This is a genomic window from Dactylosporangium salmoneum (assembly GCF_039532525.1).
Lineage (GTDB): Bacteria > Actinomycetota > Actinomycetes > Mycobacteriales > Micromonosporaceae > Dactylosporangium > Dactylosporangium salmoneum.
The window spans coordinates 1-16,620 of sequence record NZ_BAAARV010000059.1; the positions used below are offsets into that span (position 1 = coordinate 1).

At 72.4% G+C, this 16,620-nt stretch carries 13 protein-coding genes and 1 tRNA gene; 4 read left to right on the forward strand and 10 right to left on the reverse strand.

Annotated features, from left to right (window positions below; translation table 11 throughout):
- Positions 1-708: 708 nt before the first annotated feature.
- From ABD352_RS31035 to ABD352_RS31060, 6 genes are read right to left on the reverse strand one after another with little or no spacing between them, the layout of a single operon-like run.
- The gene (locus tag ABD352_RS31035) at positions 709-1,470 is read right to left on the reverse strand and encodes a maleylpyruvate isomerase family mycothiol-dependent enzyme (protein ID WP_344616056.1); all 762 of its coding nucleotides are present in this window, start codon (positions 1,468-1,470) and stop codon (positions 709-711) included.
- On the reverse strand, positions 1,467-2,078 hold the full coding sequence (locus ABD352_RS31040) for a TetR/AcrR family transcriptional regulator (RefSeq protein WP_344616057.1): 612 nt from the start codon (positions 2,076-2,078) through the stop codon (positions 1,467-1,469). Before ABD352_RS31040 ends, ABD352_RS31035 begins: the two co-directional genes overlap by 4 nt.
- 2 nt (positions 2,079-2,080) lie before the next feature.
- Positions 2,081-3,364: an MATE family efflux transporter gene (locus ABD352_RS31045; protein WP_344616058.1), complete on the reverse strand. Its 1,284-nt coding sequence runs from the start codon at positions 3,362-3,364 to the stop codon at positions 2,081-2,083.
- A 34-nt stretch (positions 3,365-3,398) separates the two neighbouring features.
- Positions 3,399-4,421: a sugar transferase gene (locus ABD352_RS31050; protein ID WP_344616059.1), complete on the reverse strand. Its 1,023-nt coding sequence runs from the start codon at positions 4,419-4,421 to the stop codon at positions 3,399-3,401.
- 40 nt (positions 4,422-4,461) lie between these two features.
- A complete protein-coding gene (gene asnB / locus ABD352_RS31055) occupies positions 4,462-6,348 on the reverse strand; it encodes an asparagine synthase (glutamine-hydrolyzing) (RefSeq protein ID WP_344616060.1) in 1,887 nt (628 codons plus the stop codon).
- Positions 6,349-6,389: 41 nt separating this feature from the next.
- Complete coding sequence (locus tag ABD352_RS31060; RefSeq protein ID WP_344616118.1) at positions 6,390-7,169, reverse strand: WecB/TagA/CpsF family glycosyltransferase; 780 nt, start codon at positions 7,167-7,169, stop codon at positions 6,390-6,392.
- A gap of 338 nt (positions 7,170-7,507) precedes the next feature.
- Here ABD352_RS31060 and ABD352_RS31065 point away from each other — a divergent pair, with 338 nt between their 5' ends.
- Entirely contained in the window at positions 7,508-8,749 is a 1,242-nt protein-coding gene (locus tag ABD352_RS31065) for an LCP family protein (protein ID WP_344616061.1), read from the forward strand.
- 14 nt (positions 8,750-8,763) lie between these two features.
- Here ABD352_RS31065 and ABD352_RS31070 read toward each other — a convergent pair.
- Positions 8,764-8,835: transfer RNA gene (locus ABD352_RS31070), tRNA-Cys, on the reverse strand.
- Between the two features lie 18 nt (positions 8,836-8,853).
- Positions 8,854-10,602 carry an ankyrin repeat domain-containing protein gene (locus ABD352_RS31075; RefSeq protein WP_344616062.1) on the reverse strand — a complete coding sequence of 583 codons (1,749 nt, stop codon included), beginning with the start codon at positions 10,600-10,602 and terminating at the stop codon, positions 8,854-8,856.
- A 98-nt stretch (positions 10,603-10,700) separates the two neighbouring features.
- On the opposite strand from ABD352_RS31075, the gene ABD352_RS31080 reads away from it, so the two are divergent.
- Positions 10,701-12,554 (forward strand): esterase-like activity of phytase family protein, encoded by a 1,854-nt coding sequence (locus tag ABD352_RS31080; RefSeq protein ID WP_344616063.1) that lies wholly within the window; start codon positions 10,701-10,703, stop codon positions 12,552-12,554.
- Here ABD352_RS31080 and ABD352_RS31085 read toward each other — a convergent pair.
- Entirely contained in the window at positions 12,544-13,881 is a 1,338-nt protein-coding gene (locus ABD352_RS31085) for an MFS transporter (RefSeq protein WP_344616064.1), read from the reverse strand. The genes ABD352_RS31080 and ABD352_RS31085 overlap by 11 nt on opposite strands.
- A gap of 184 nt (positions 13,882-14,065) precedes the next feature.
- Between ABD352_RS31085 and ABD352_RS31090 the strand changes: the two genes are divergently transcribed.
- Both ABD352_RS31090 and ABD352_RS31095 read left to right on the forward strand, forming a co-directional pair.
- Complete coding sequence (locus tag ABD352_RS31090) at positions 14,066-14,266, forward strand: hypothetical protein (protein WP_344616065.1); 201 nt, start codon at positions 14,066-14,068, stop codon at positions 14,264-14,266.
- Positions 14,267-14,285: 19 nt separating this feature from the next.
- A complete protein-coding gene (locus ABD352_RS31095; RefSeq protein ID WP_344616066.1) occupies positions 14,286-15,380 on the forward strand; it encodes a hypothetical protein in 1,095 nt (364 codons plus the stop codon).
- Here the strand turns inward: ABD352_RS31095 and ABD352_RS31100 are convergent.
- A complete protein-coding gene (locus tag ABD352_RS31100; protein ID WP_344616067.1) occupies positions 15,285-16,583 on the reverse strand; it encodes an MFS transporter in 1,299 nt (432 codons plus the stop codon). The genes ABD352_RS31095 and ABD352_RS31100 overlap by 96 nt on opposite strands.
- Positions 16,584-16,620 lie beyond the last annotated feature (37 nt).

The window sequence follows — 16,620 nt, forward strand, 5'->3', positions numbered from 1 at the left end:
CAGCCCTACACCTCACCCACTTCGAATACCGTTACCTACCGCAATCTCGTTGAGATCACGTCATTGGGATAGCAGTTGTCTGATGCCATCCTTCGGGGACCCTGGAGAAAATGGTGACCTAGCGGGCGTGGCATTGTTGAACGACGACTGCAATGCGCCGGTGCCCGCATATTGCTGGTCGCCGTTCCGTATATCGTCGCACCGACGGGCCCGCGCAGAAATGGCACGGGTGTGCCACGACGCTTCGGGGCAGGGCCGGGCTGTGCCGTGCGGTTCGTCTCGTGGGGCGCGGGATCGCCATCAGGCGCCATGCTGTCGCTCGCGGGATGTCCGGCCTGCTCAGGCAGTGTGACCGGTGGCGGCGAGGCCGGCGCTGCTTCGCCCATCGAGCCGTCCTGCTGGTCGCCGGCCGGTGGCGGCGTGTCGCCGTGCACGCGGCGCAGCCGCTCGGCGTGCCGTCTGGCCAATCCCCAGGCGCGATGCCGCTCATGTTCCCGGCGGAACTGCTCCTTCGCCGGACAATAGCGACGCGACCTCGTCCGATCGCGCATGGCAGCCAATTCGGACCTGGTGAACAATTGCAGCTGCCCCACGCATTCAATTATCCCAGCACCCAGCCGAAAACGCCGCCCCGGACCGCAGCGCATAATGGCAAATGGCGCACGCTCATGCCGCCTGGTCCTCAGTCCCTATCGCTGCCGTGCGGCCTCAGAACGGTACCGCCGTGGCGAGCAGGCCGGTGGCCTCGCCGCGCCCGGAGAGTCTGCGGCAGAAGTCCAGCGCGTCCAGCGTGATCCGTTCGCCGTCGGTGCCCCACGCGCCGCCGGCCGGGCCGGTGAGTTCCAGGGTGTAGGGGTGGCCGTGGCGGCCGGCCCATTCGTGCACGATGTCGTCGATGAGGAGGCCGTCGTGCTCCGCGGCGGGCTGCGGGTCCAGGCCGATGGCGGCGCAGATGTCGAGCCGGTGCATGAAGCAGTCGCGGGTCAGGATGATGTCCGTCAGGTAGCCGAACGTCCAGCGCTCCAGGCGCCCGCCGACGAGTTGGGCCTCGGGAAGGGTGCGCCGCAGCAGGAGGCCCGGCAGGCGACGGCGGCCGCGTACGGCTTTCGGGGTCAGCTCCCGCCAGTGCTGGACGAGCTCGGCCGTGGTGAGGCCGGCGTTGCGCCGCACCTGCAGGGCGGTGAGGAAGTCGATGGAGACGGGCGCCTTGGCCTTCCGGGCTTGCCGCATCGACGTCGACATCTGGCCGAGCAGCTGCGGCAGGCTGCTCATGACCTGCACCATGCCGAGCATGTGGCCGGCGGTGTCGCGGACGGTCCATCCGGTGTTGGCGGTCGGGGCCGACCACTGCTGGGGCTCCAGCCCGGCCAGCAGGTCGGCGCAGCGGGCGTACTCGGCCTCGGCGAGGCGCATCGCCAGGGCGCGCTCGATGCGCGGCAGCCGGGGCGGGGGCGCGGCCTGTGCGGTCATGGCAGGCTCCTCTCGTCGGTGATGCCGACGTTGGTGGCGTACATGTCGATGGCCCGATCGAGCAGCGCCGACCAGCGCGTGCCGCCCGGGTCGTTGGCGATCTGCGCGTCGGCCAGCCCGCTGACGATGGCGACGAACAGGTCGATGTCGGCCTGCTCGCGCACGCCGTGACGGGCCATCCTGGCGATGAAGTCCTGCATGACGGCGACGGACGGCGCGTAGGCCTCGGGCGAAGGCGTGAAGTCGGGGAGCGTGCGCTGGTTCATCAGCTGGTGGCGAGCCGGGAAGTCCACCGCGAAGTCGAAGAACACGCGGGCGTAGAAGCGCATGGCGGCCCGGCTCGGGCGGGGCTCGTTCGCCTCGGCCGTCTTCGAGTACTCCAGGAACTGCGTCCAGGCGTCGCCGAACATGGCGTCGTAGATGGCGTTCTTCGACGCGAAGTGGGTGTACAGCGACGGGGCCCGCATCCCCACCAGGTCGGCCACGTCCCGCAGCGTGACCTGGGCCAGTCCCTTGTCCCGCGCGACCTGCCACGCGGCGTCGATGATCTCCCGCCGTGTGGCCGTACGTCGTTCGGATTTCCTATCGCGCTTCGGTTCGCCTAACACGATTAGGAGTATCGGGCCGCCGGCTGGGTGGCGTCAAGCGGCACATCGGCGGGGAGGTCCCGGGGTACGGCCCGGGCCGGCGGGCGGACCGACCGCAGGGCGAAGGCGTAGAGGGCGGCCATGCAGATCAGGCTGGCGGTCGAGCCGGTGAGCAGACCCCAGGCGGCGCCGTGCAGGCCGGCGTACCCGGCCCCGACCGTCAGGCCGCTGAGGGAGACGACGGCGAAGGCGACGTACTGCACGAAGAGCAGCCGGGCCCGGTGCATGCCCCGCAGGGCGGCGGTGAACGGGACCTGGAGCAGGTAGACCGCGCACTGCAGCGCGATGGGCAGGGCCAGCGGGGCCGCCTCGGCGAACTTGTGGGTGTGGACCAGCACGAAGGAGACGACGGGCCAGACGGTGAGCACCAGGAGGGTGCCGAGGACGGCGAAGGCGGTCACGAGCTGACGGGTCCGGCGGCGCAGGGCGGGGCCACCTTCGGCGGCGTCGCGCGACGCGCGGGGGACCAGCAGGTTCTGCAGGGCCGTGATCAGATTTTGTACGGGCTGGAGCTCGACGGTCTGCACGAAGCGCAGGTTGGCCAGGTCGATCCGGGACAGCCGACCGGCGACGATGAAGCTGATCGCGAGGACCTGGACCTGGGCGACGATGGCGGTGACGGTGAACCAGCCCGACAGGTGCCGGGTTTCGGCCAGCCAGGCCCGGGGGCTGCCCCGCCACGGCAGCCGGCGCTCGCGGACGAGGTAGACGGTGGCGCCGGCGGTGGCGCCGAGGCCCCAGGCGGTGAGCAGGCCGCCGGCGCCGGCGGTGTGGGTGAGGATCATGACGACGACCGCGACGGACTGGGTGCCGGCCCAGACCAGGCCGATGCCGAGGGCCTTGTCCGGGCGGCGCGCGGCCAGGTAATCGCCGCGGGCGGTGTCGTGCAGCATGATCGGGACCATGAACGGCGCCAGCCAGACGAGCTGGTGCAGGTCGATCTCGCCGCGGCTGGGGGAGAGCGCCCACAGGGCCACGAAGACGACGGTGGTGATCAGGCCGGAGCACAACGCGGTGGCCAGGCCGTCGCGGACCAGCCGCGCGCGGGGCTCGCCGTCGAAGCGCGAGGCCAGCGCGAGCAGCACGTCGCCGACGATCGCCCGGTTGAGGCACGTCGCGAAGTAGCCCACCGCCAGCGCCAGGGCGAGCGCGCCGAAGCGCCCCTTGGGCAGCAGGATGCCGCCGAGGAGGGTGTTCGCCGAGTTGGCGGCGGCGATGACCACCTGGTCGAGCAGGCCGGCACCCACGAGCCGGCCCCGGGCGCGCCGGATGCGCGTCCGCTCAGGTGTCCTGGGCCTGGCTGGCATGCTCGACCGGCCTCGGCAGCTGCCCGTCGGTCCGGCTCGTCGGCACCGCGGGGGAGATCGGCGCCGCGGGGGGAGCGGGCGCGGCGAGCACCGGCTCGTCGTAGTGACGCTGGCCGCGGACCGTGGTCAGCACGGCTTGGACGAGCAGCTCCAGGTCGAGCCGCACACTCTGGCGCTCGATGTAGGCGAGGTCCTTCACCAGCCGCTCCTGCGGCGGCATGTGGAACTTCTCGATCTGGGCGATGCACGCGATGCCGGGCCGCGTCGTGTGCCGTTCGGCGTAGCCGGGGACCTGCTCGAGGTGCTTGCGGACGAGCACCGTGCGCAGCGGCCGCGGCCCGACGAGGCTCATCGAGCCGCTGAGCACGTTGATCAGTTCGGGGAGCTCGTCGAGGTGCCAGCGGCGCAGCCGGCGGCCGACCCTGAGCGTGCGCGGGTCGCCGGCGGGCGACAGGACCGGTCCGGTGAGCCGCTCGGCGCCGTACTGCATGCTGCGGAACTTGAACTGGCGGAACGTGCGGCCGCCGCGGCCGACGGAGTTCTTGGTGAAGAAGATCGGCCCGGGCTCCTCGAACCAGATGAGCAGCCCGATGATCGGCCACAGCGGCAACGTGAGCGCGAGGCCGACGAGAGCGCCGGTCACGTCCAGGACCCGCTTGCCCCTCGGGTCCGGGCGCAGGGTGCAGCCCGTGTGGTACCGCAGGACCGCGTGCTGGATGGCGGGCGGCGGCGGCGCGTTGTCCTCGACGATCCCGGCCGTGGCGCCGCTGAGCACGATCCCGCCGGCGAACGATCCGGTGATCAGGATCATGGCGACCCGCGCCGGCAGCTCGTGGCCCAGGCGCAGCCAGACCCACGGGGCGGCGATCAGCGCCGCGGTGACGACGAAGGCGACCCGGCAGGCCCAGGCCCGGACCCGCGGGGGGACGGAGGAGGTGAGGACGACGGCGGGCAGAAAGGCCAGTAACAGGGGGAAGAGCAGTACCCAGACTCTCACAGGGGTTCGTACCTCCAGGGCGGGCGGGCGGACGCCGTCGTCATCGGTATGCCTTCTCCTGCTCGGCCCACATGGTGAACAGCAGCAGGATCCAGATCTCACGGGCGTGTTCGGCCGCGCCGCTGAGGTGGCGCTCGACGATCTCGTTCACCGCGTCGAAGCGCAGGTAACCCTGCCGCCGAAGGACGTCCCGGCTCAGGTACTCGCGCACCAGCGGCTGGAACTCGCCGCGCAGCCAATGCGGCAGCGGGGCGTTGAAGCCCTTCTTGCCCATGGCGAGCGTCGGCGGCGGCAGCAGGCCGGCCATCGCCTGCCGCAGCAGCCACTTCGGTTGCCGGCCCGGGAACTTCAGCCGGCCCGGCAAGGAGAACGCGAACTCGAGCATCGGCGTGGCCAGCAGCGGGACCCGTACCTCCAGCGAGTGCGCCATGCTCACCCGGTCGACCTTCGTCAGCACGTCGTCGGGCAGGTAGACGTGGGTGTCGGTGTACTGGAACCGGGTCATCCGGTCGAAGGGGGCGCCGGCTTCGTAGTGCCCCTGGTGCGTGTCGTACGCGTCGCACAGCTCGGCGTACACGTCCGGCTGCAACAGCTGCGCCTTGTGCGCCTCCCGGAACACGACCCGCCACAGGTAGTGGCTGCGGCCGGGCTCCTCCAGGGCGTTCTCGACGAAGCGGCGGGCCTTGAAGTCGAAGCTCGCCCTGGCGCTGGAGCGCGGGAGGAAGCGCAGCAGGCCCGGCACCATCCGGGCCGTCACCGCCCGCGGCAGGTATCGGTAGTAGCGGGCGTACTTGTCGGCCTGGTACGTGAGGTAGCCGGCGAAGAGCTCGTCCCCTCCGTCGCCGCTCAACGCCACTGTCACGTCCCGGCGGGCGAGCTGGCACAGGTAGTAGGTGGGCACCATCGACGGGTCCGCGAACGGCTCGTCGAAGGCGGGCAGGATGCCGTCCACGAGGTCGTGCGCCGTCGGCTCGACCATCAGCTCGGTGTGGTCCGTGCCGAACCGCTCCGCGGCGACGGCGGCCTCGGCGCGTTCGTCGTACGACCGGTCCGCGAAGCCCACCGAGAAGGTCTTCAGGGAGGCGCCGGGCAACGCCCGCCGGGCGGCCGCGACGACGGTGCCGGAGTCCATGCCGCCGCTGAGGAAGAAGCCCACGGGCACGTCGGCCTCCAGCTGCTGGCGGACGCAGTCCACCACGAGGTCGCGCAGGATGGCACACGCGCGCAGGGCGCTGAGGTGGGGCCGCTGCGGCACGTCGGCGAGGGCCCAGTAGCGCTGCAGCGTGCAGCGGTTGTCCTGCCAGACCAGCGTCGTGCCCGGTTCCAGCTTGCGAATCTCCCGGTACATCGTGCGCGGCGCGGGCACGTACATCAGCGACAGGTACGCGCTGAATGCCTCCAGGTCCGGCGTCCGGTCGGGGATCGCGCACAGCACCGCCTTGATCTCCGAGCCGAACACGAGGCCGTCGGGGCGCTCCGCGTAGTGCAGCGGCTTCACCCCGACCCGGTCGCGGCACAGGACCAGCCGGTGGTTGGCGCTGTCGTACAGGGCGATGGCGAACATGCCCTCCAGGTGCTGCGGGAAGTCGGTGCCGAACTCCTCGTACAGGTGCGGGATCACCTCGGCGTCGCTGCCGGAGCGGAACGTGTGCCCGCGCGCGGCGAGGTACTGCCGCAGCCGTGCATGGTTGTAGATCTCGCCGTTGAGCACCGCGTGCACGGTGCCGTCCTCGGAGCGCACCGGCTGCCGGCCGTGCAGCACGTCGATGACGGCCAGCCGCCGCACCGCCAGGCCGCCGGTCGGGCTGAGGAAGTAGCCGTCCTCGTCCGGGCCCCGGTGGGCGAGGCTGCCGCACATGGCGCGCAGCCGATCCTCGTCAACAGCAGGCCCGCCGTCGGCCACTACGATTCCGGCGATTCCGCACATGAGTCCTCCGCCTCGGTCGATTGATGAACAGGCGGGCGCGGTCAGACCGGTGCCGGTTCGACCGGCCGGTGCGACGGTGCGGGCACGAACGGTTCCCACAGCCCCGTCTTCTGCGCCGACAGCCGTACCAGGTACCGGGGTCCGAGGACCAGGTAGCGCCGCCACAGCCGGCGCGGCTCGAGCAGCAGCCGCCACGTCCAGGCCAGTCCGTTGCGCTGCATCCAGCGCGGTGCGTAGCTCAGCAGCCCGGCGTGATAGTCGAAGGCGGCCCCGACCGCCAGCAGCGGCATGGCGAGCAGCGGCCGCATCGCGTGGACGAACGACTCCTGCCGCGGGCAGCCGAGGCCGACCAGCACCAGGCGGGCTCCCGACGCGTTGATGCGCTGGGCGATGCGGGCGTACTCGCCCGGCTCGGCGTCGCGGAACCGCGACGGCTCGGCGCCGGCGATCCGCAGCGTCGGGACCGTCCGGGCCAGCGCTGCCTCCAGCCTCGCGACGGTGCGCTGCGTGGACCCGTACAGGTACACCGGCAGCTCCTCGGTGGCGGCGCGCCCCAGGACCCGGAGGGTCAGTTCCGGCCCGCTCACCCACTCGCGCAGCCCGGCCTGGTGTAAGAGGTTCAGCGCCCACCGCACCGGCTGACCGTCCGGGGCGACGACGTCGAAGGCGTTGAGCCGGGCGTTGTGCCGCCGATCGGACACGCCGGTCATGACGCCGTGCACGGCCAGCGCGGTCAGGATGAACGGCCGCTGCTGCTGGGCGGCCGCGATGACCTTCGTGATCGCCGCGTCGTAGTCGATGACGTCGACCAGCACCCCCATGACGCTGCGTTTTCCCGCGTCGACCAACGCTCTTCCTCTCCTCTCGCCCCGCCGGCACGCGGCCGACCACGACGGCCGGCTCGAGGCAACGAACGCCAGCCTCAACTGCGGGATGCTGAGCGCGCCTGTACCCATGCCGTTGCCGATAAACGCGGCCGGCGGCCGGGCTGAGGTGACTCGCCGTGTGATGTGGGCGCGCGGCCGCGACGACGTCGCCGACCTGTGCCACAGCCCCCGCCACCTGCGTAATCACCTGCGGACGCGCGGCCCGGTCCCGTGCGGTCCTCTTATGCTTGCGAGGTCTGCCGGCGCACCAGGTTCGAGGACGGTTACACGTTATGGGCGATCCATTTCCCGACGCCGGCGCCGGTGACGGCCGACCCCGCACGGGCGCGGGAGGTCTTCCCGGCCGGCCCCGGGGCCGGGTGATGGCGCGGGCCAAGGTTCCACAGCAAGGACCGCCCGCCGACGAGGTCAAGGTCCGGCGGCGTCCGCGGTGGGCCCGGCCGCTGATCGTCCTCGGGGTGCTGCTCATCCTGGTCAGCGCCGCCGGCATCGCCGGTTCCCAGGCGCTGCTGCACCGGTACACCGACGCGATCGGCCAGCAGCGGCTGCTCGGCGACGCGGCGGCCACGCACGTCAGCATCGACGGGCCGATCAACCTTCTGCTGGTCGGGATCGACGAACGGAGCAGCAGCCCGGACGCCGACCACAACGCGGACTCGATCCTGATCGTGCACATCCCGGCGAACCACAACGCCGCCTATCTGGTGTCCATACCCAGGGACTCGTACGTGCCGATCCCGGCGTACTCGAAGAGCGGCTTCGGCGGCGGCAGCGACAAGATCAACGCGGCGTTCGCCGACGGCTACGGCGACGGCGTCGGCCGCGCGGGCGGGTTCGAACTGCTCGCCCTGACGATCAAACAGCTGACCGGGATCTCGTTCAACGGCGGCGCGATCGTCGACTTCTCCGGGTTCAAGTCGTTGGTGGCGGCCCTGGGCGGGGTGGACATGTGCGTGGACGAGCGGACCGTCTCCGTCCACGTCGGACACGACGCCCGCGGCCAGTACCGGATGCCGTACGAGCTCACCGAGGACGGGCCGGTTCCCGTCCCCGGGGTCACCCCGCAGGTTTACCAGCCCGGCTGCCAGCATCTCTCCGACTGGCAGGCCCTGGACTACGTGCGGCAGCGCGAGCTGATCCCGGACGGGGACTACGGCCGGCAGCGGCACCAGCAGCAGTTCCTCAAGGCGGTGCTGAAGCAGGCCACCAGCAGCGGTGTCCTCACCAACCCCGTCAGCCTGGACCGTGTGCTGCGGGCCGCCGGTCAGGCCATGACGTTCGACAGCGGCGGGATCTCCATCCCCGACTGGATCTTCGCGCTGCGCAACATCCGCTCGGGCTCCGTGACCATGCTGAAGACCAACGGCGGCACCTTCAACTCCGAGGTGATCGACGGCAAGGACACGGAGATTCTCAGCGACACCAGCCTGGAACTGTTCTCCGACTTACGCGACGACAACCTGGCCGCGTTCGTCGCGGCCCATCCCGGCTGGGTGTCTCCCGATGCCGCCTGATTCGTGGCCGGGGGCGGGGCCGGCCGGATTCGAACCGGCGTCCTCCGTCGGTGCAGGACGATGCGACAACCTCTGCGCTACGGCCCAGCCGCGGTGAGTCTACGTCAGCGCCGCAACTGACGTAGGAAGCCCAGGTCCGGGCGCTCCGTCCAGGCGGCGACGCGTCCGTGCCGGCCGGTCGACATGGCCTTGGGGTCGGCTCGGGCGGCGAGCAGGGCGCGGACCAGGTCCGGCGAGCCGTGCGCGACGGCGGAGTGCAGCGGGGTCTCGCCGTCCACGTCCCGCGCGTCGACCCGCAGGCCGGCGGCCAGCAGCCGGGGGAGCAGGTCCGCGCCGGACAGCCACGGCAGCAGGTGCAGCAGGGTCCGGCCGCGCTCGTCGCGCACGTGCGGGTCGATGCCGCCGTCGAGGGCCGCGGCCACGCCCGGGCCGTCGCCGTGCCACACGCGGGTCAGCAGTTCGTCGCGCAGGCGGCGCATCGGGCGGGGCATCCGCACGGTGTGGTCGCGCCAGCCGTCCCGGGCGGCGACGCAGCCCTGCACGCCGCCGCCGAGCGCCTCGACCATTCGCTCCCGGTCGATCTCGGCCTGCGGGTGCGGGAGGGTGAACGTACCGTCGTGAATCACCACCTCGTGGGTGGCGTTGTCGCAGCGGACGCGGACGGTGTCGCGCAGCGGGCCGGTCACCGCCGGCGGCCGGGGCGGCCGCTCGGGGAAGAGCGCGGCGCGCACGAGCGGGTGCAGGTCGTCGGGGCGCAGGTCCCCGCGCAGCAGGGCGGTCAGCTCCGCGGGGCGCCGGGCCAGGACGAACGGCATCCGCGGCATGCGGGCCAGCTCCAGGCCGAACGCGGCGACCTCGGCGCGCTCCCGGTCCTCGTCGGTCTCGCCGCGCGGCAGCCGCGACACCAGCCGGGCCCGCGGGCGCGGGGAGTCGAGCCGGTCGAGGACCAGGCAGCGGCCCCGCAGGTCGATCCGCACGAGCCCGGCGCGCTCGTCGACCTCGGTCGGCCACGGCAGCACCCGCGGCGGCTCGCTCGGCCACGGCTCGACCAGCCGCAGCGCCGGGACGCGGGCCAGGGTCCGGTGCGCCGCCTCGACGAGCCACGTGTGGACCGGCCGCAGCCCGGCCAGGGACCGGTTGACCACGGTGTCGCGGGCGTCGGTGCGCGCCCGGTCGAACGCGGCCGGGTCGATCCGGTCGGGGCCCCACTCCGGCCGGAAGAGCAGCACCTCGAGGTCGAAGCCCGCCGCGGCCCAGGCGTCGGCGTGCCGGCCCTGCCCGCCCACCTCGAGGGCGAGCTCGACCTGCCCCTCCGGCCCGTCGCCGGCCACCTCGTCGTCGGGGAGGCGCTGCCCGTCGGGGGCGAAGAACGGCAGCCGGGTGACGCCGCCGGACCGGGCCAGCAGCTCGGCGGTACACCTGGCGTCCCATCGGTCGCGCAGCAGCATCAGCGTGTCGTCCCGCGCGCCGCCCCGCTCGTCGGCGGCGATGCGGTGGAACCGCACGCTGATGCGCTGCGGGCGGTCGTGCCAGACGGGCGGGCGGGCGGCGAGCGCGTGCCCGTCGGGGAAGAGGGCGAGCGGGAACCACGCGCCGCCGCGCAGCAGCCCGCCGGGGCGGCCCCGGGGCAGGTGCCAGCGCAGCAGGTCGGGCACGAGGTGGCGCAGGTCGCCCTCGACCTCGTCGGCGACGTCGGCGCCGTGCACGCGCCTGATCGCGCGCAGGTCCACGTCGACGTCGACGGCCGCCGCCTCGCACGCCCCGCGCCAGTCGCCCGCGAGCCGCCGTTGCGTCGCCCGCTCGATCATCCACGCCGGCACCGCGGAAGGATGCAGCGGCCGCACCCAGTCCACCCCCTCAGGATTTGCCGCCGAGTGTAGTTACGCCGCCCGACCGCAGCGCGACACGTCCCGGTCAGCACCCGTTCGCCTGCTGCGGATTGGTTGCCGGAATGCGCCTCAACGTTTCCGCTCGCAAGCGGGCGGCAGTCATCGGCGGCACAGCGGCCGTCATCGTCGTGGCCTCGGTCGGCACGGCCTGGGCCGACCCGTTCGGATGGTGGGCCGCCCAGCCGCACCCGTTCGCGGTGAAGGCCGACTACGGCGTGGCCGGCCCGCACGGCGACGGGACGGTGACGGGCAACCTCCTGGCGAACGACTTCGGCGCGACCGCGGTCGTGCGCAGCAGCGGCCTCGACAACCCGGCCGCGGGCAGCCTGACGGTCAACGCCGACGGCTCCTACAGCTTCACGCCGGCCGTCAAGGGCAGCCACGGCACGGTGAAGTTCACCTACACCGCGACCGACGCCGTCACGCTCTACAAGAACGCCGCGCCGGGCGCCGACAAGGTCCCGCCGCTCGGTTCGCTCGAGGGCCCGAACGGCACGACCGCGCTGATCTCCGGCGGCGGCTACGGCTCGTCCATGGTGGCGGCGCCGGGCCGGCCGGGGTGGTTCTACGGCGTCACCGACCGCGGCCCGAACGCCGACGACATCGGCCCGCTGGGCGAGAAGGTGTTCCTCGACCCGGCCTTCAACCCGCGGATCGGCCTGTTCCAGCTGGTCGGCGGCAAGGCGGTGCTGCAGCGGACGATCCTGTTCAAGACGCCCGACGGCACGGCGTACAACGGCCTGCCGAACCCGGTCACCAAGACCGCCGCGAGCGCCGAGAAGACCGAGGACATCTACGGCAACCAGATCGACCCGACCCAGCCCTACACGATTCCCGGCACCAACCCGCCCGTGACGCTCGACCCGGGCAACGGCTACGACTCCGAGGGCCTGGTCGCCCTGCCGGACGGCACCTTCTGGGTCTCCGACGAGTACGGCCCCTTCATCACGCACTTCGACAAGAACGGCACGGAGATCGAGCGCCTCTCGCCGTGGGGCGCCAGCGCCGGCCACAACGTCGACACCGCGCACCCGCTGCCGATCGAGCTGAAGCTGCGTACCAAGAACAAGGGCATGGAGGGTCTCACCGTCACGCCCGACGGCCGGACGCTCGTCGGCATCATGCAGTCGGCGCTCACGGTGTCCGACTACGGCATCGACGCGAAGGGCAAGACCGTCAAGCCGGCCAACGTCGCGCCGGTGCGGATCGTGACCATCGACCTCAAGACCAAGGCGATGCACGAGTACCTCTACCTGCTCACCAACCCCGCCACGACCGCCGGCGCCGTCAGCGAGATCACCGCCCTGTCCAGCACGAAGTTCCTCGTCGACGAGCGTGACGGAGTCCAGAACGGGCCCGGCACGGCGACGTTCAAGAACCTCTACGAGATCGACCTGACCGGGGCCACCGACATCAAGGGCGACGGCGTGAACCCGCTGGGCTACACGGTCTCGACCGCCTCCGGGCCGAAGTCGATCGACGCGTACGTCGGCGACGCGGCCACCGCGAAGGCCGAGCTGCTGCTGTCGCAGGCCGGCATCACGCCGGTGAGCAAGACGCCGTACCTCGAGGTCGGCACCGTGCTGAACCAGCTCGACCCGTCGGGCACGTTCTTCGGCCACGACAAACTGGAGGGCGTCGCGACCTCGGACGGCGGCAGGACGCTGTACCTCGCCAACGACAGCGACTTCGGCATGGACCACCTGCTCGGCCAGGACGAGGCGGCGTGCGAGGCCTCGGGCCTGTCCGACACGACGGCGTGCGCGCCGGTGAAGTCGCCGACGACGGGCAAGTTCCTCGTGCACCAGAAGACGCTGGACGCCAGCGGCGTGGTGGACGACGGCGAAATCCTCAAGGTCGACATGTCGAAGCTTCCGGTGGTGCTCGGCACGGCGACGGTCACCATCAAGTACTGACCGGCCGCATACCCGGTGACGGGCCGCTCCCTTCGCCAGGGAGCGGGCCGCTCGGCTGCTGGGCGGCCGGAGTGCCCCGGGCCGGGAAGGCCCGCAGCGTGCGGGCCTCGGTGGCGAGCAGGAGCAGGGGGGCCGTCGCGTAGAGGACGGCGAGGGCCCACATGGCCGGCCGGACCCCGAGCGCCGAGGCCAGGAGGCCGGCGGTCGCCGCACCGAACGGGATGGTGCCGAACACGAAGATCCGCGATGCCGCGGTGACCCGGCCGAGCAGGTGCGCGGGAACGAAGGCGCCGCGGAACGTCATGGTCATCACGTTCGCCATCGTGGCTCCGGCCAGCGCGACGAAGGAGCCCGCCGCGAACAGGGTCAGGCGCCAGCCGTGGCCACCGAGCGGCAGCAACAGCACGAACGGGGCGGCCGCGACGCTCGCCACCAGATACGTGCGGGCGCTGCCGAAGCGCCGGGACGCACGCGAGGCGAGTGCGGCGCCGAGGATGGCGCCCAGGCTGCCCACGCCGATCACGGAGCCCGCGGTCCCGGGCGCGGCGCCTTCGGTGCGCACCAGGAAGACGACCCGCAGCGCCGTGATGCCCAGCATCGCGAAGTTGGTCACCGACGCCACCACCAACATGGCCTGCAGCAGGCGTCCGCGCATGATGAAACCGATGCCCTCGGCGATCTGGCGCAGCATGCCCGGGCGGTCACCCGGGGAAGGGCGCGGCTCCGGCTCGGAGCGCAGGCCGAGCAGGCAGGCGGCGGACACCAGGAAGGTGACGGCGTCGATGAGGATGCCGCTGACCGCGCCGGCCGCCTGGGCCAGCAGCCCGCCGAGGCCCGGTCCGACGACCAGGGCGACCGATGCGCTGGTCTGCAGCCTGGCGTTGCCTTCCATGAGGTCTTCCGCGCCGACGAGATGGGGCAGGAATGCGTTGAACGCCACGTTGGCGAAGACTCCGGCGGTCCCGGCGAGCAGCGCGGCCACCACCAGCATGGTCATGGTCAGGACCTCGGTCCAGGCCGCGATCGGGATGACGACGAGCACCGCCGCCGAGACGATGTCGGCGATCAGCAGTGTGCGCCGGCGCGGCCATCGGTCGACCCAGACACCGGCTGGCAGCCCGATCAGCAGCCATGGCAACCAGGTGGCGGCCGTCAGGAGGGCAACCATGGCCGGACCTGCGTGCAGGGGCGAGATGGCCACCAGCGGGAGTGCCACCGTCGTGATCGCGGAGCCGGCCGCGCTGGTGGACTGCCCGATCCACAGCAGGGCGAAGTTGCGCGTCCGCAGCAGCCCGCCCAGAGGCCTGGCCACCGCATCCCCGCTCATGCGGATCGTCCCCTCGTAGACCGCACCCGTTGGCTCATCCGGCAGGATCACACGAAGGGCCCGCAACGTCGATCGATTTAGCGGCTGGCCGGTGGCCGTCTGGGACGCACACCCGCGGGAACTACACCGCTGTAGTTGTGGATCTAGCCTTTCTGCAGGTCAGGGGGCGACGTAGCCTCGCTGCGTGAAGGTCATCGGGGCGATGCAGACGGCCGGCGGGGACTGGCGGGTCGAGGTGGTCCGGCACGCGAGCGGCTCCCGGTGGTACCGCCTCATCCACCACGACAACATCGTCGACTTCCTGACGATCGGGCGGGTCGCCGAGCTGCTGGGGCAGGCCGGGGTCGACATGGGCGACCTCGCCGAGGTCGGCCGAGCTGGATGACCCCCCTTACCTTGTGGGGGTGGAACCGCACCAGCCGAGCTTCCTGACGAGGTTGCGGGCCGGGCTGGCCGGGGAGCGCGACACCGCCTACCTGGAGGCCCTGCGCGCCGCCGGTCGGGTCGCCTACGACGAGATCCTCGCCGCCGACGAGCTGCGCGAGCGGCTGCCGTCGCTGTGGGGCGCGCCGCCGGCGGCGGCGAGCCAGCTGCTGGCCGCGTGGAACGCGTTCGTGCTGCAGACGCTGGGCGAGACCTTCCTCGACGCCGACTACGCCGCGCGGCCGTCGACGGCCGGCTACGTGCCCCCGGTCACGTACGACCAGGCGGCGGCGTGGCTGACGGCGGTCGGCGAGTGGGTGTCGAGGGCCCGGCAGGCGCGGGCCAACCCGGAGTACGACATCGCCCTGAACACCCTGCTCCCGGCGCCCCTGCCGGCCTGGGCGGAGGTCGCCGCCTGCCCGCCGGAGCACCTGGTGGCCCTGCAGGCCGCCGTCGCGCCGGTGCGCGAGCACGCCGAGGTGGCCCTGCACGCGCTGGTCCGGGGCGGGGTGCCGCCGCAGTTCGAGTCGGCGGTCAACCGGCTCAACCAGGACGGCGCGGCGGCGGCCGCGGCGGTCGACTACGCCGCGGGGCTGCGCACCGGGCGCCACCACGCGGGCCTGCACGAGCTCATCGAGCAGCACCTCAGGCGCGCCCTGGAGCTGTGGTTCCGGGTCGGGCAACTGGCCTCGATGCCGTCGCTGCTGGCCGGCCCGCGCTTCGACGTGTGGTGCATGACCGACAAGGCGACCGTGGCCCGCTGGCGCCAGGATCCGCTGGCCGCCCGGGCCGTGGCCGACATGTGGCGCCGCGACCCCGATCCGGGCGCCACGCTGGCCATCCAGGCCCAGGTCGAGGCCGGCCTGCACAACGGCGACCTGTGGTACCACGTGCCCCGCTACGGCGACACGTGCTACTTCGAGCCGCCGTTCTCGCCGCTGTACGAGGTCCGCCGCCCGGTCCGCATCGCCGGCGTCGCGCTACGCGCGGGAGTCCAGTTCGCGGTGCGCGGCGGCGCCAACCGGGGTCTGGTCGTGGGCCCTTTCCGGCCCACGACCAACGTCCGCTACCGGTAGGCGGCGGGCCTTGCGGGCCTCCAGCGCGAAGCTCGCGCCCGCCAGCGCGAAGCCGGCGGCGCCGAGGCCGACGCCGACCCAGCTCGGGGCCACGTACCCCCAGCCGGCCGCGATGACCGCCCCGCCGAGCGCCGCGCCGAGGCTGTTGGCGATGTTCATCGAGGCCTGGCTCACCGCGGCACCCATGAGCTGCGCGCCCGGTGCCACGCCGATGAGCCGCGACTGCATCGCCGGGCCGAGGAACAGCGAGGCCGCGCCCACGACGAAGGCGCCGGCGAAGAGCGTGTACCGGTTGTGCGCGAGCACGGCGAACACGGCCATGCTGGCGATGAACACCACGAAGCCGCTCAGCAGGCTACGGCGCAGGTTGCGGTCGGAGGCCCAGCCGCCGAACGCGTTGCCCACGGTCATGCCCAGGCCGACGGCGACGAGGACCCACGGCACCGCGCCCTCGCTCAGGCCGGCCACGTGCGTGGTCACCGGCGCGATGTAGCTGTCGATGGCGAAGAAGCCGCCGAAGCCGACGGCGGCGGTCACCGCGACCAGCCACACCTGTGGTTTGCGGAACGCGCGCAGCTCGGCCCGCGGCGAGCCGGCCGGGTCGGCGGGTGCGTGCGGCACGGTGAGCGCGACGAAGGCCAGCGTGAGGGCGAACATGGCGGCGATGGCCAGGTACGCCACCCGCCAGCCGGCCGCCTGCCCGAGCCGCGTGATGAGCGGCACCCCGACGACGTTGGCCGCGGTGAGCCCGCCGAGCACCGCGGCGAAGCCCTTGGCCTGGCTGCCCGGGCCGATGATGGACGCGGCGACCAGGCCGGCCGCGCCGAAGTAGGCGCCGTGGGGCAGCGCGGCCACGAACCGCGCGACGAGGACCGGCCAGAAGCCAGGAGCAACCGCCGAGGCGACGGTACCGAGGGTGAACAGGCCCAGCAGGGCGACGACGAGCGTCTTGCGGGGCAGGCGGGCGGTCAGCGCCGCGATCGTGGGCGCGCCGACGACGACCCCCAGCGCGTACGCGGTGATGATCCAGCCGCCGTGCGCCACGGCTCGGGCCGAGGATTCGGCGTACAACTGCGGCAGTAGATCCCGCGACATGTCGGGCAGCAGGCCCATGGCCACGAACTCGGTCAGCCCGATGCCGAAACCGCCCAGGGACAGGGCCGCGAGAGCAGTCCAGCGGCGCACCGCGGTCAGGTCCTCCACGGCGAACAGTTTAGCAACAGCGTTTCGTTATATGGTT

Excerpts from the sequence above, each read along its gene's own strand:
- ABD352_RS31080 (WP_344616063.1), top strand. The coding sequence starts at position 10,701 with ATGCGCCTCAACGTTTCCGCTCGCAAGCGGGCGGCAGTCATCGGCGGC.
- ABD352_RS31085 (WP_344616064.1), bottom strand. The coding sequence starts at position 13,881 with ATGAGCGGGGATGCGGTGGCCAGGCCTCTGGGCGGGCTGCTGCGGACG.
- ABD352_RS31035 (WP_344616056.1), bottom strand. The coding sequence starts at position 1,470 with ATGACCGCACAGGCCGCGCCCCCGCCCCGGCTGCCGCGCATCGAGCGC.
- asnB (WP_344616060.1), bottom strand. The coding sequence starts at position 6,348 with ATGTGCGGAATCGCCGGAATCGTAGTGGCCGACGGCGGGCCTGCTGTT.
- ABD352_RS31065 (WP_344616061.1), top strand. The coding sequence starts at position 7,508 with ATGGGCGATCCATTTCCCGACGCCGGCGCCGGTGACGGCCGACCCCGC.
- ABD352_RS31060 (WP_344616118.1), bottom strand. The coding sequence starts at position 7,169 with ATGGGGGTGCTGGTCGACGTCATCGACTACGACGCGGCGATCACGAAG.